13 protein-coding genes are annotated in these 14,002 nt (G+C 63.8%); 12 read left to right on the forward strand and 1 reads right to left on the reverse strand.

What is annotated here, in order from left to right:
- Positions 1-4: 4 nt before the first annotated feature.
- The 5 genes from BMY12_RS03115 (at position 5) to BMY12_RS03135 (ending at position 4,903) form a co-directional block, all read left to right on the forward strand.
- Entirely contained in the window at positions 5-1,555 is a 1,551-nt protein-coding gene (locus BMY12_RS03115) for an aromatic/alkene/methane monooxygenase hydroxylase/oxygenase subunit alpha (protein ID WP_093281922.1), read from the forward strand.
- A 70-nt stretch (positions 1,556-1,625) separates the two neighbouring features.
- A complete protein-coding gene (locus BMY12_RS03120) occupies positions 1,626-3,128 on the forward strand; it encodes an aromatic/alkene/methane monooxygenase hydroxylase/oxygenase subunit alpha (RefSeq protein WP_093281924.1) in 1,503 nt (500 codons plus the stop codon).
- 92 nt (positions 3,129-3,220) lie between these two features.
- Complete coding sequence (locus BMY12_RS03125) at positions 3,221-3,487, forward strand: toluene-4-monooxygenase system B family protein (protein WP_093281927.1); 267 nt, start codon at positions 3,221-3,223, stop codon at positions 3,485-3,487.
- Between the two features lie 78 nt (positions 3,488-3,565).
- Positions 3,566-3,874 (forward strand): MmoB/DmpM family protein, encoded by a 309-nt coding sequence (locus tag BMY12_RS03130; protein ID WP_093281929.1) that lies wholly within the window; start codon positions 3,566-3,568, stop codon positions 3,872-3,874.
- A 36-nt stretch (positions 3,875-3,910) separates the two neighbouring features.
- Positions 3,911-4,903: an aromatic/alkene monooxygenase hydroxylase subunit beta gene (locus BMY12_RS03135; RefSeq protein WP_093281932.1), complete on the forward strand. Its 993-nt coding sequence runs from the start codon at positions 3,911-3,913 to the stop codon at positions 4,901-4,903.
- A gap of 64 nt (positions 4,904-4,967) precedes the next feature.
- Here BMY12_RS03135 and BMY12_RS03140 read toward each other — a convergent pair whose 3' ends face one another.
- Positions 4,968-6,764, reverse strand: coding sequence for a sigma-54-dependent Fis family transcriptional regulator (locus BMY12_RS03140; RefSeq protein ID WP_093281934.1), 1,797 nt, complete (start codon positions 6,762-6,764; stop codon positions 4,968-4,970).
- A gap of 263 nt (positions 6,765-7,027) precedes the next feature.
- Here BMY12_RS03140 and BMY12_RS03145 point away from each other — a divergent pair, with 263 nt between their 5' ends.
- From BMY12_RS03145 to BMY12_RS03175, 7 genes are all read left to right on the forward strand, one after another.
- Positions 7,028-8,788: a sigma-54-dependent Fis family transcriptional regulator gene (locus BMY12_RS03145; protein WP_093281936.1), complete on the forward strand. Its 1,761-nt coding sequence runs from the start codon at positions 7,028-7,030 to the stop codon at positions 8,786-8,788.
- 486 nt (positions 8,789-9,274) lie between these two features.
- Complete coding sequence (locus BMY12_RS03150; protein ID WP_093281939.1) at positions 9,275-10,270, forward strand: aromatic/alkene monooxygenase hydroxylase subunit beta; 996 nt, start codon at positions 9,275-9,277, stop codon at positions 10,268-10,270.
- A 9-nt stretch (positions 10,271-10,279) separates the two neighbouring features.
- The gene (locus BMY12_RS03155; protein ID WP_093281942.1) at positions 10,280-10,549 is read left to right on the forward strand and encodes an MmoB/DmpM family protein; all 270 of its coding nucleotides are present in this window, start codon (positions 10,280-10,282) and stop codon (positions 10,547-10,549) included.
- Between the two features lie 22 nt (positions 10,550-10,571).
- Entirely contained in the window at positions 10,572-12,116 is a 1,545-nt protein-coding gene (locus BMY12_RS03160; RefSeq protein WP_093281944.1) for an aromatic/alkene/methane monooxygenase hydroxylase/oxygenase subunit alpha, read from the forward strand.
- Positions 12,117-12,164: 48 nt separating this feature from the next.
- Positions 12,165-12,524: a phenol hydroxylase subunit P4 gene (locus BMY12_RS03165; RefSeq protein ID WP_093281946.1), complete on the forward strand. Its 360-nt coding sequence runs from the start codon at positions 12,165-12,167 to the stop codon at positions 12,522-12,524.
- Between the two features lie 54 nt (positions 12,525-12,578).
- Positions 12,579-13,631 (forward strand): NADH:ubiquinone reductase (Na(+)-transporting) subunit F, encoded by a 1,053-nt coding sequence (locus tag BMY12_RS03170; protein ID WP_093281949.1) that lies wholly within the window; start codon positions 12,579-12,581, stop codon positions 13,629-13,631.
- Positions 13,628-13,975, forward strand: a complete 348-nt coding sequence (locus tag BMY12_RS03175) for a 2Fe-2S iron-sulfur cluster-binding protein (RefSeq protein WP_093281951.1) — start codon at positions 13,628-13,630, stop codon at positions 13,973-13,975. Before BMY12_RS03170 ends, BMY12_RS03175 begins: the two co-directional genes overlap by 4 nt.
- Positions 13,976-14,002: the final 27 nt, after the last annotated feature.

The raw sequence follows: 14,002 nt of genomic DNA on the forward strand, positions 1-14,002 counted from the left end.
GAAGATGGATGATTTGAAAGCTGCCAAGAAACTGGGGCTGAAGGAGCGCTACGCGCTGATGACGCGTGGCCTGGGCTGGGACACCAGCTACCAGCCGATGGACAAGGTCTTCCCCTACGACAAGTTCGAGGGCATCAAGATCCACGACTGGAGCAAATGGGAAGACCCGTTCCGCATGACCATGGACGCCTACTGGAAGTATCAGGCGGAGAAGGAACGCAAGCTGTACGCCATCATCGATGCCTTTGCGCAGAACAATGGCCATCTGACGCTCACCGATGCGCGCTACATCAACACCCTGAAGCTGTTCATCACCGGCATCTCGCCGCTGGAGTACATGGCGCATCGCGGCTTCGCGCACGTCGGGCGCCAGCTGCGCGGCGTGGGACCGCGCGTGGCCTGCCTGATGCAGTCGCTGGACGAAATCCGTCACGTCCAGACGCAGGTCCATTCGATGTCCAACTACAACAAGTACTACAACGGCTTCCACGCCTTCACCCACATGATCGAACGGGTCTGGTATCTGTCGGTGCCGCGCTCGTTCTTCGACGATGCCATCACCGCCGGCCCGTTCGAATTCATGATCGCGATCGGCTTCAGCTTCGAGTACGTGCTGACCAATCTGCTGTTCGTGCCCTTCATCTCCGGTGCCGCCTACAACGGCGACATGGGCGCGATGACCTTCGGCTTCTCCGCGCAGTCGGATGAGGCGCGGCACATGACCCTGGGCCTGGAGTGCATCAAGTTCATGCTGGAGCAGGATCCGGACAACCTGCCCATCGTGCAGCGCTGGATCGACAAATGGACCTGGCGCGGCACCCGCGTGCTGACCCTGGTGGGCATGATGATGGACTACATGCTGCCCAAGCGCGTGATGAGCTGGAAGGAAGCCTGGGAGATCTACTTCGAGCAGAACGGCGGCGCGCTGTTCAACGACCTGGCGCGCTACGGCATCAAGGTGCCGGACTGCATCGGCCAGGCCACGGTGGACAAGGAGCACATCTCGCACCAGGCCTGGGCCACGTTCTATCAGTACGGTGCGGCCGCGGACTTCCACACCTGGATGCCCAAGCCGGACGAGATGGACTGGCTGTCGCAGAAGTATCCCAACACCTTCGACAAGTACTACCGGCCGCGCTTCGAGTACTGGGCCGAGCAGCACAAGCAGGGCAAGCGTTTCTACAACAACACCCTGCCCATGCTCTGCCAGGTCTGCCAGATCCCGATGCTGTTCACCGAGCCCTCCGATCCCACGCAGATCTGCTATCGCGAATCGGACTACAAGGGCGAGAAGTACCACACCTGCTCGGATGGCTGTAAGTCGATCTTCGACCACGAGCCGGAGAAGTACGTGCAGGCCTGGCTGCCGGTGCATCAGATCTATCAGGGCAACTGCTTCCCGGCGGATGCCGATCCCAGCAAGCCCGGCTTCGAGCCGCTGCCGGAGGTGCTCAAGTACTACCACCTCAACAACGGCCGCGACAACCTCGATTACGAAGGTTCGGAAGACCAGAAGAACTTTACCGCCTGGCGCGATCTGGCAACGAAGAACTAGCACCACGCGACACCCGCCTGCGGCGGCACGTCCGCCGCAGGCGCTATATCAATGAAGGAGACAGAACACCGTGGCAACTCTTGAACGCATGGACTGGTACGACATCGCCCGTACCACGAACTGGACGCCGCAGTATGTGCCGGAGGACGAGCTGTTTCCGGCCGAGCTGTCCGGACACATGGACATTCCCATGGACAAATGGGAGATCTACGACGAGCCTTTCAAGCAGACCTTCCCGGAATACGTGAAGGTGCAGCGCGAGAAGGATGCCGGCGCCTACTCGGTGAAGGCCGCGCTGGAACGCAGCAAGCTGTACGAGAACGCCGATCCGGGCTGGCTCAGCGTGCTCAAGGCGCATTACGGCGCCATCGCGCGGGGCGAGTACGCCGCTTCCGGCGCCGAGGCGCGCATGGTGCGCTTCGCCAAGGCCCCGGGCCAGCGCAACATGGCGACGCTGGGCATGCTCGACGAAATCCGTCACAGCCAGATGCAGCTGTTCTTCCCGCACGAGTACGTGTCCAAGGATCGCCAGTTCGACTGGGCGCACAAGGCGCTCGACACCAATGAGTGGGCGGCGATTGCCGCGCGCTCGATGTTCGACGACATGATGATGGGCCGCAGCGCGGTGGAAGTCGGCCTGATGCTGACCTTCGCCTTCGAGACCGGCTTCACCAACATGCAGTTCCTGGGCCTGGCCGCCGACGCCGCCGAAGCCGGTGACTGGACCTTCTCCAGCCTGATCTCCAGCATCCAGACCGACGAGTCGCGTCATGCCCAGATCGGCGGTCCGCTGATCGGCGTGCTGGTGGCCAACGGCAAGAAGGCCGAGGCGCAGCGCATGGTGGACAGTGCGGTGTGGCGCGCCTGGAAGCTGTTCTCGGTGCTCACCGGCCCGACCATGGACTACTACACGCCGCTGGAGCATCGCAAGCAGTCGTTCAAGGAGTTCATGCAGGAGTGGATCGTCGCGCAGTTCGAGCGCTCGCTGCTCGACCTGGGCCTGGACAAGCCCTGGTACTGGGACATCTTCATGCGCGAGATCGAGGACCAGCATCACGGCATGCATCTGGGCGTGTGGTACTGGCGGCAGACCGCGTGGTGGAATCCGGCTGCCGGCGTGTCCACCGCCGAGCGCCAGTGGCTGGAGGAAAAGTATCCGGGCTGGAACAAGACCTGGGGTGCCTGCTGGGATGTGATCACCGATAACCTGGTCGAGGGTCGCAAGGAGCTGGCCTATCCGGAGACGCTGCCGGTGGTCTGCAATATGTGCCAGCTGCCGATCAACACCACGCCCGGCGCGGGCTGGCAGGTGCGCGACTATCCGCATGAGCACGACGGCCGTCTGTATCACTTCTGCAGCGAGCCCTGCCGGAAGATCTTCCAGGACGAGCCGCAGCGCTATGCCGGACATCAGTCCATTGTCGACCGCTTCCTCTCCGGCGAGATCCAGCCGATGAATCTGGCTGGCGCGCTGCAGTACATGGGCCTGGCGCCCGGCGAAAGCGGCGACGACGCCCACAACTTCAAGTGGGCCGACACCATCCGCGACGAGCGCCTGAAGAAAGCGAGCTGAGCTTTATTGCAGAGACCGGTGCTGGAGCGCGGCGCGGGCCGCCGCGCTCCCTGCCCGGTCTTCATCAAACCGAATCTGGAGGAGTAGGCAGCATGGCCATGTTTCCCTTGACCGCGAATTTTGAAGGCGACTTCGTCCTGCAACTGGTCGCGGTGGATACCGAGAACACGATGGACGAGGTGGCGCAGGCGGCGGCGCATCACAGCGTGGGACGCCGCGTCGCGCGTCGTCCGGGCTGCGCGATGCGTGTGCGCCGGCAGGGCGCCGAGCAGGCGTTTCCCAGGAAGCAGAAGCTCGCGGACTCCGGCTTGAAGCCGATGGAGTGCGTGGAGATCGTCTGGGAATCCGAAGCCCGCTAGCACGGCAGGCCTCATCCCGACGGCAATCATTACCGGTCGTGCGCCGCACGCGGCGCCGGCCCATCAAAGGTGGCAATCATGAGTGGAATGGATAAAGCGCATCTCAACAATATGGTCGGGCCGGTGATGCGCCAGGGCGCCCTGGCGCGCGCGGTGTATGAGGCGGCCGAGCTGGACAATCCCGGCCGCAAGATCCAGATGGAAGACAAGGTGGCCTACGTTCGCATCCAGACCGAGAACGAGATGATCCTGCGGCAGGACACCATCGAAGAAATGCTGGGCAAGCCGTTCAAGCTCAACCAGCTGGAAGTGGACATGGCCTCGTTCGCCGGTCGCATCGAAACCCTGGACGATCACGTCCGCTTCTATTTCGCCAAGCGCTTCTGAAGCAGCGCCTGAGCACAAGCCCGAGGAGAGAACATCATGAGCAATACCGAAGTGCTGAAGCCGCTGAAGACCTGGAGCCATCTCGCCGCGCGCCGGCGCAAGCCCAGCGAGTACGAAATCGTCTCGGCCAATCTTCACTACACCACGCGCCCCGGCGCGCCGGCCTTCGAGCTGGACCCCAATCTGTTCGCCAACCGCTGGTACAAGAAGTACCGCGATGAAAGCCCGCTCAAGCACGGCAACTGGAATGCCTTCCGCGATCCGGACGAGCTGATCTACCGCACCTACAACATGATGCAGGACGGTGCGGAAACCTATGTCATGGGGCTGTTCGACCAGTTCAACCAGCGCGAGCACGATCAGTCGCTGAGCTCGGCCTGGGCCGGCACGCTGGCGCGTCTGTACACGCCCGCCCGCTACCTGTTCCACACCCTGCAGATGGCTGGCGGCTATCTGGCGCAGGTGGCGCCGGCCAGCACCATCTCGCTGTGCGCGGCGTTTCAGAGCGCCGATGCGCTGCGCTGGCTGAGCCATTGCGCCTATCGCACCAAGGAGCTGTCCATCACCTTCCAGGACAAGGGCTTTGTCCGCGACGAGCGCCGCTACTGGGAATCCGCGCCGGCCTGGCAGGGTTTCCGCGAGCTGATGGAAAAGGTGCTGGCCGCCTACGACTGGGGCGAGTGCTTCGTGGCGATGAACCTGGTGGCCAAGCCGGCCATCGAAGAGGCCGTGCTGCGCAAGCTGGGCGAGGCCGCACGCCACAACGGCGACATCCTGCTGGGCCTGCTCACCGATTCGCAGCTGCTCGATGCCGCGCGGCATCGGCGCTGGGCTTCGGCGCTGGTGAAGATGGCGGCGGCGGAGCCGGGCAATGCCGAGGTGATTCGCGGCTGGCTGGACAAGTGGGCGCCGCTGGCCGATCGCGCCATCGACAGCTATTGCGCGGCCTTGCCGGATCTCATCGACGGTGGTGAAGCCGCCAAGCAGGCCTGCGCGGAATTCCGCCGCTCGCTGCCGCTGACGGCATAGCGCAGGCGCGCACAGCAGCGGTCCGGTGGCGGCGCCAGGACGCGCCGCCACCGGAGCCTGCTGCTCAGGCCGGCGCTTCGCCGGGCTCGGCCTTGCGATTGTTGAGGCGGTAGACCAGACGCGAGCGGGTGATGCCCAGCAGCCGCGCCGCCGCCGAGATATTGCCCTTGGTGCGGGCCAGGGCGCGGTCCAGCGCCAGCGTCTCCAGTGAGGCTTCGATCTCGTCGAGCGAGGTTTGCGCCGCGCCATGGAACAAATTGTCGATCGCGCCCTTGATGGACGAAAGATGATCCTTGTCCTCACCGTCCAGGCAGCCGGACTTGGCCACGCTGCCGTCGCCACACAGCGCAAAGGTGCGGCGCTCCGCATGTTCGTGCTCGCCGCCGGTGAACAGATGCGCAACCTCGATGGCGCCACGATCCGGCGCCAGAATCACGCCGCGCTCGATCATGTTTTCCAGCTCACGGATATTGCCCGGCAGCTCGTAGCTGAGCAGCGCGTCGATGGCGCGCGCGGTGAAGCCGGCGATGTTGCGGTTGTGCAGGTGACAGAACTTGCGCAGGAAGTGGTTCATCAGCACCGGAATGTCTTCGCGGCGCTCGCGCAGCGGCGGCACCTTGATCGGAAACACATTGAGGCGGAAGAACAGGTCTTCGCGGAAACGCCCGGCGCGCACCTCGGCCCGCAGATCCAGATTGGTGGCGGCAATCACGCGCACGTCCACCTTGCGGGTCTGCGTGTCGCCGACGCGTTCGATCTCGCCTTCCTGCAGGGCGCGCAGCAGCTTGCCCTGCGAGCTGAGGCTGAGAATGCCGATCTCGTCGAGAAACAGGGTGCCGCCGTGGGCGCGCTCGAAGCGTCCGGCGCGCGCCGAGGTTGCGCCGGTGTAGCCGCCGCGCTCCACGCCGAACAGCTCGGACTCGACCAGCGGTTCGGGAATCGCCGCGCAGTTGACCGCGACGAAGGCCTTGTCCGCGCGCGGGCTGACGCGATGCACGCTGCGGGCGAACACTTCCTTGCCCACGCCGCTTTCGCCGAGGAACAGCACGGTGGCGCGGGTGTCGGCCACCCGGTCGATCATATGGCACACGGCGTTGAACCCGGCGGAGATGCCGACGATGCCGCCGTGTTCCTGCAGGCGCGCGCTGCCGCCGCTGCCTTCCTTCAGTGGCAGCGGCGCGGCGGAGAGCTTGCCGAACTGCTCGGCGCGCAGGGCGCTGAGATTGTCGCCGTCGTCCCATTCCTCCAGCGGGCGGCCGATGATGCGGCAATGCGCCTGCCCGGCGCCGCGACATTCCACCTCGCGGAACAGGATCGGCCGGCCCATGAAGGCGCTGGCGTAGCCGGAGGCATAGCCGATCTGCATCCAGCACACCGCTTCGGAGCCGATGCCGTAGAAGCGGATGTGTTCCTCGACTTCGGCGGAACCTTTCCAGATGTACTCGCCGTAGTAGTGGCCGCGCTCGACATCCAGCTCGGTCCGGATCTCTTCCACCTGCACCACGCCTTCCAGCGCGTGCAGCTGCGGGCCGACGGCGAACATATCGTGCAGCGAGGCCTGCGGCCGCAGCTTGCGCGCCAGCTCGGCATCGTGCGCGCCGGAGTTGTAGCCCATGCGCGTGAGCAGGATGCGGGCCTTCTCGATGCCCAGGCCTTCGATCAGCTCCCGGCGCAGCACGCCCATCGCCGAGGCGTGTACCAGCTGCATGCGCTGATCATCGAGCCAGATGCAGCCGTCGCCCGGCGCGAAATGCAGGCGCGCCATCAGATCGGCGATATCGGGGTAGCGCTGCGCGTCGACCGCCAGCGGGTCGAGCTTCACATCGCGTTCACAGTTCTGGCGCAGGACGGCTGCATCCATGGAACGTTCTCCTCACTCTGCGCCTGCGCACAGGCGGCATTTATTTATTTGGCACCGTGTCCCGCCGGCAAGGCCGCGGACAAGCTGACGGATGTGCGGGCTGGCTTCGCCGCCATCGTGGCGGCAGGACGCCGCTGCGCATCCGCCTGTCGCCGCTCCAACCGGAAAAACGGCGCAGTGTGGCGTAACGGTGTGAGAAATATGGGGCATGCGACATTGACTGCGGTCAATGCGCCGTCAGTGGCATATGGAAAACGGCGCGCATGAGTGATAGCAAATCCGGTCACGCCCCTGCGGCGCTGCCGCCCGGCGCCGAGGAGGATCTGTTCTCGCGTCTGCGCGTGCAGCCCGAGGCCGGGCACATCTGGCTCGATTCCCGGCGCATGTTCCTGCTGCACAGCGGCGCCTTCGGCAATCTGCGCCGCGAACTGATCGAGGCCCTGGGCGTGGCCAAGGTGCGCGGCATGCTCACGCGCATGGGCTATCAGGCGGGCAGCCGCGATGCCGAACTGGCCAAGAAGATCCGCGGCGGTCTCAGCTATTTCGAGCGCTACTCCGTGGGGCCGCGCCTGCATGCGCTGGAAGGCGTGGCGCGGGTGGAGGCGGTGCGCGTGGAAGTGGACATGGAGCGCGGTCGCCACGAAGCCGAATTCCTCTGGCATCACTCGATCGAGGCCGAGGCGCATGTCGCGGTGTACGGCGTGGGTGCGGATGCGGTGTGCTGGATGCAGATCGGCTATGCCTGCGGTTACGCCAGCGCTTTCATGGGCCGGCCGATTCTCTATCGCGAGCTGGAGTGTCGTGCGCAGGGCCGCGTCGCCTGCCGCATCCTGGGCAAGCCGGTGGAGGAATGGCAGGACGCCGACGAGGACCTCTGGTATCTGCGCGCGCAGTCCTTCGTCGACAAGACCATCGTCGATTTCGGCGCTGCGCCCGCGGCGCCCGGCACGGACGCCACGCAGGGGCCGGCGCCGCGCGTGCTGGTCGGCGCCTCGGCGGGCTTCAATCTGGTCTGTCACAGCATCCGCCGCGTCGCGCCCACCGACGCGCCGGTGCTGATTGGCGGCGAGAGTGGTGTCGGCAAGGAAATGTTCGCCAGGGCCCTGCATGCCGAGAGCCGGCGCGCACGCAAGCCGTTCGTTGCGCTCAACTGCGCCGCCATTCCCGACCAGCTGATCGAGGCCGAGCTGTTCGGCGTGGAGAAGGGCGCTTATACCGGCGCCATCGCCAGCCGCCCCGGGCGCTTCGAGCGTGCCCATGGCGGCACCTTGTTTCTCGACGAGCTGGGCTGCATGAGCCTGGCTGCGCAGAGCAAGCTGCTGCGAGCGGTGCAGGAAGGCGAGATCGAGCGGGTGGGCGGGGTGCGGCCACGCATCGTGGATGTGCGCATCGTCGCCGCCAGCAACGAGGACCTGCGCGAGGCCGTGGCGCAGAAGCGTTTCCGCGAGGATCTGTTCTACCGGCTCAATGTCTTTCCGGTTCACATCCCGCCGCTGCGCGAGCGTCAGGAAGACATCGCACCGCTGACGGCCTATTTTTTGGAGCGCCTGGCCAAGCGTCATCGTCGCCGCATCACCGGCCTGACCGATCAGGCCCTGGACCTGCTGATTGCGCATGCCTGGCCGGGCAATGTGCGCGAACTGGAGAACGCCCTGGAGCGCGCGGTGATTCTGGCGCAGGACGGGCAGGCGATCGATCTGTGTCATCTCTCGGAGATCGCAGCCACCGCGCATCGGCCGGCGATGCTCTCCGCGCAGGTGCAGGGCTATGCGCCGCTGGCCGCAAGGCCTTTGCCGGCCGAATGCGCGGCGTCCGAAACGCCAATGCCCGAGGCCGCGGCCGAGACGGCGCCGCATCCGGTCCTGAATCAGGCGCGCGCCGAGGTGGAGACGATCCGCCTCGCGCTGGAACGCCATCGCGGCAATCTCTCGGCCGCGGCGCGTGAGCTGCAACTGACGCGTGCGCAGATCGCGTATCGCGCGGCCAAGCTCGGTCTGCAGGCGCTGGTCCGTCGCCGCTCCTGATCCGGCGGCGCCGCTTCAGCAAGCGCTTTGCTGCGCTGCAAAAAATAAAAGTTCCCTGCCGTGAATCGTGATTCACCCTGTGGATGACTGAGCGGAGCGCAAAAACGCCGGCAGGCTGTCGTCCCCGCCCCGACCGGCGGCTGAAAACGCCCGACATTCGTAAATAATTAATGAGGAATTTATCCGGGCGCCTAAAAGATTGATCTGGATCAATGTGCCAGCACATCCGATGCACATTTTTAGTCGATTGTTTCGGAAGGAAAAATTTTTGCGATTTCGCCAAAACGTTTGGCATGAATATCGCAATAGCCATAGCACCAAGCCGTGATGAAAAAGTTCGGGACCTTGATCCCGCAGTCACGGCAATAAAAAGGTGGAGCGCAGAAGAGGAGGAGGGTGGTCAAGGAAATTTTCTTTTACGGCTGCTTGCGTGTCGATGCGGCCCGGACTGCCCATCAAGTCAAATAATCACTTTCGAGAATCAAGATGCATATCGATCTGAAGACGGTCAAGATCAATCCGCTGCGGCAGACATTTGCCAACGTCGCCACGCGGATTGGCGGTGATAAGGCGGCCTCGCGCTATCAGGAGGCCACGCTGGGGCTGCAGCCCGACGCCAACTTCCACTACCGGCCCACCTGGGATCCCGGTTACGAGTTGTTCGATCCGGCACGTACCGCGATCAAGATGAAGGACTGGTATGCCTTCAAGGATCCGCGCCAGTTCTACTACGGCAACTGGACCATGACGCGCGCCCGTCAGCAGGATGCGATGGAGTCGAATTTCGACTTCGTCGAGTCGCGCGGTCTGGACGCCGCGCTGCCCGCCGAGCTCAAGCGCACCGCCCTGAACCTGCTGCTGCCGCTGCGGCACGTGGCCTGGGGCGCGAACATGAACAACTTCTCGATCTGTGCCTACGGTTACGGCACGGCGATCACGGCGCCCTGCAGCTTCCATGCGATGGATCAGCTGGGCATCGCGCAGTACATCACGCGCCTGGGCCTGCTGCTGGTGGGGCCGGATGCGCTGGACGCCGCCAAGCAGGCCTGGCTCAAGCTGCCCGAGTGGCAGGGGCTGCGTCACTACGTGGAAGACAGCTTCGTCGAGAAGGACTGGTTCTCGCTGTTCGTGGCGCAGAACTTCGTGCTCGATGGCCTGCTGTATCCGCTGATCTATGACCGCATCGTCGATGATCATCTGGCCATGAATGGCGGCAGCGCCATCGCCATGCTCACCGCTTTCATGAGCGAGTGGAACGCGGAAGTCACCAAGTGGATCGACGCGCAGATCAAGACCGCCGCTGCCGAATCCGCAGAGAACCGCGAGCTGATTTCCAGCTGGGTGCGCGCCTATCGCGACCGCGTCGCCGCCGCGCTGCTGCCGATTGCCGGCATCGCGCTGGGCGATGTCGCGCAGGAAGCCGTCGATGAGGTGCTGGGCCAATTCAACACCCGCGCCGCCAAGCTCGGCCTATCCGTCTAAGAGGAAGACATGTCCAACGTATTCATTGCATTTCAAGCCAACGAGGACAGCCGTCCGGTGATCGAGGCGATTCTCGAAGACAACCCCGGCGCCGTCAGCAATGCCTCGCCCGCCATGGTGCGCATCGACTGCGAAGGTCAGCTGGTGATCCGTCGTGAGTCCATCGAGGCGCGCGTGGGCCGCGACTTCGATCTGCAGGAAATCCAGCTGAACCTGATCACGCTGACCGGTCACCTGGACGAAGACGACGATCAATTGACGCTGAGCTGGAAACAGTAAGCACGCGGAGGAGAGTTCGATCATGGATATGGAAGCAAGCAAGAAGAAGCTGGGGCTCAAGGAGCGCTACAACCACCTGACCCGCGGCCTGGACTGGGAGACCAGCTATCAGCCGATGGAGAAGGTGTATCCCTACACGCGCTACGAAGGCATCAAGATTCACGACTGGGACAAGTGGGAAGATCCGTTCCGTCTGACCATGGACGCCTACTGGAAGTACCAGGGCGAGAAGGAAAAGAAGCTCTACGCGATCATCGATGCGTTCGCACAGAACAACGGCCATCTGGGCGTGTCCGATGCGCGCTACATCAACACCCTGAAGCTGTTCATCCAGGGCGTGAGCCCGCTGGAATACATGGCGCATCGCGGCTTTGCGCACGTGGGTCGTCAGTTCGACGGCGCCAGCGCCCGCGTCGCCTGCCAGATGCAGTCGGTGGACGAGCTGCGTCATGCGCAGACACAGATGCACACCGTGTCGAACTACAACAAGTACTACAACGGCATGCACAACTGGCGTCACTGGCATGACCGCGTGTGGTATCTGTCGGTGCCGAAGTCCTTCTTCGACGACGCGATGTCGGCCGGCCCCTTCGAGTACGTGGTGGCGATCAGCTTCGCCTTCGAATACGTGCTGACCAACCTGCTGTTCGTGCCCTTCATGTCCGGTGCCGCCTACAACGGCGACATGGGCACGGTGACCTTCGGCTTCTCGGCGCAGTCCGACGAATCCCGGCACATGACCCTGGGCCTGGAAATCATCAAGTTCATCCTCGAGCAGGACCCGGCCAATGTGCCCATCGTGCAGCGCTGGATGGATAAGTGGTTCTGGCGCGGCTACAAGGTGCTGACCCTGGTGTCCATGATGATGGACTACATGCTGCCCAAGAAGGTGATGAGCTGGAAGGAAGCCTGGGAGATTTACGGGGAGCAGAACGGCGGCGCGCTGTTCAATGACCTGGCGCGCTACGGCATCCGCAAGCCCAAGGGCTGGGAGCAGGCCACCATCGAGAAGGATCACCTGAGCCACCAGGCCTGGGCCACCTTCTACAACTACGGTGCGGCGGCGCTGTTCCACACCTGGACGCCGACCGAGCAGGACAAGGACTGGCTGTCGGAGAAGTATCCGGCCAGCTTCGACAAGCTCTACCGCCCGCGTTTCGAGCATTGGGAAGAGCAGGCCAAGCAGGGCAAGCGTTTCTATAACACCACGCTGCCGATGCTGTGCACCACCTGCCAGATCCCGATGCTGTTCACCGAGCCCACGGACCCGACCAAGATCTGCTACCGCGAGTCCGACTACAAGGAAGAGAAGTACCACTTCTGCTCGGATCACTGCAAAGAGATCTTCGACCACGAGCCGGAGAAGTACGTGCAGTCCTGGCTGCCGGTGCATCAGATCTACCAGGGCAACTGCTTCAACCCGGGTGTGGATCCCACGGCGCCTGACTTCGATCCGCTGCGTGCGGTGCTGGACTTCTACAAGATGAACTTCGGCCGCGACAACTTCGACTTCGAAGGTTCGGAAGACCAGAAGAACTTTGCACAGTGGCATGGCGAGGGCGCCTGAGCGCGCCCTTTAGCCTCCACACCGAACTTCAGACAAGGACGATTCGAAATGGCTACCGCAGCAATCGGCGATTACGCCTTCGAGCCCAAGGACACGCTCGACAAGTTTCATGGCAACCAGCTGCTGTACATCGGGTGGGAAGACCACCTGATGTTCTGCGCCCCGCTGGCCTTCCCCTTTCCCCCGGCGATGCCGTTCAAGGCGATTCTGGAGCAGGTGCTGCCCGGCGCTTACGGCGCGCACCCGGAATTCGCGAAGGTGGACTGGAGCAAGGCCGAGTGGTTCAAGTCCGGCAAGCCCTGGCGCCCCGACTATGAAAAGTCGATCGGCGAGAACGGCCTCAAGCACAAGGACGTGATCCGCTTCCGCAGCCCGGGCCTCACCGGCATCAAGGGCACCTGCAGCTGAATGCAGGCGGCCGTCGCAGGACAAGGACGTACCACCAGGATCTGAAAAAGCCGTATGTCTTACCAACTCACCATTGAACCGCTGGGCGAGACGCTGGAAGTCGAGGAAGGCCAGACCATCCTCGATGCGGCGCTGCGCAAGGGTATCTATCTGCCGCACGCCTGCTGCCATGGTCTCTGCGCCACCTGCAAGATCGATGTGATCGACGGCGAAGTCGATCACGGCGAGGCGTCCTCCTTCGCGCTGATGGACTTCGAGCGCGACGAGGGCAAGACCCTGGCCTGCTGTGCCACGCTGCAGAGCGACGTGGTGATCTCGGCGGAGATCGAGGCCGATCCGGATGCGCAGTCGATCCCGGTGCGGGATTTCGCCGGCAAGGTCAGCCGCATCGAAACCCTGACGCCGACCATCAAGGGCGTGTTCATCGAACTGGATGCGCCCATGCACTTCCAGGCCGGTCAGTACGTCAACCTGGAAATTCCCGGCGAGAATTTCGCCCGCCCGTTCTCGCTGGCCAACGCACCGGATGGCAAGAGCATCGAGCTGAATGTGCGCATCGTGCCGGGCGGCATCGGCACCGGCTACATTCACAACCAGCTCAAGGCCGGTGACACGGTGAAGCTGTCCGGTCCTTACGGCCGCTACTTCGTCCGCAAGTCCGCGCAGGTGCCGATGGTGTTCATGGCCGGCGGTTCCGGTCTGTCGAGCCCGCGTTCGATGATTCTGGAGCTGCTCGCCGAAGGCTGCACCCTGCCCATCACCCTGGTCTACGGCCAGCGCTCGCGCGAAGAGCTCTATTACCACGAAGAGTTCCTGGCGCTGGCGCAGCAGCATGCCAACTTCACCTACGTGCCGGCGCTCTCGCATGAGCCGGAAGGTGGTGGCTGGCAGGGCTTCCGCGGCTTCGTGCACGAGGCCGCCAAGGCGCATTTCAACGGCGACTTCCGTGGCCACAAGGCTTATCTGTGCGGACCGCCGCTGATGATCGACGCCTGCATCACCACGCTGATGCAGGGCCGTCTGTTCGAGCGCGACATCTACATGGAGAAGTTCATCTCCTCCGCCGACGCACAGCAGGCGCGCAGCCCGCTGTTCAAGAACGTATGACGGCGGCCACTCCCTGCAGCGTGCAGCTGCCGCAGACCGGCGAGAGCTACGTCTGCGCGCAGGGCGAAACGCTGCTGCAGGGGATGATCAAGCTCGGCCGGCGCGGCATTCCGGTGGGCTGCGTCAACGGCGGTTGTGGCGTGTGCAAGGTGAAGGTCCGGCAAGGCAGCGTGGCCGCAGTGGGGGCCATCAGTCGCCAGCATGTGACGGCGGAGGAGGAGGCCTGTGGCGTGACCCTGGCCTGCCGCGCGGCACCGCTGAGCGATGTCGAGCTGGAAGTCATCGGCAAGATGCAACGCGGTTTTTTTTATTCGATCACCTGTTCCGGCTCGGCGCCACGCTGAGCGGAGCAGTCAACACAAGCAAAGTAA

Source organism: Solimonas aquatica (genome assembly GCF_900111015.1).
Taxonomy (GTDB): Bacteria; Pseudomonadota; Gammaproteobacteria; order Nevskiales; family Nevskiaceae; genus Solimonas; species Solimonas aquatica.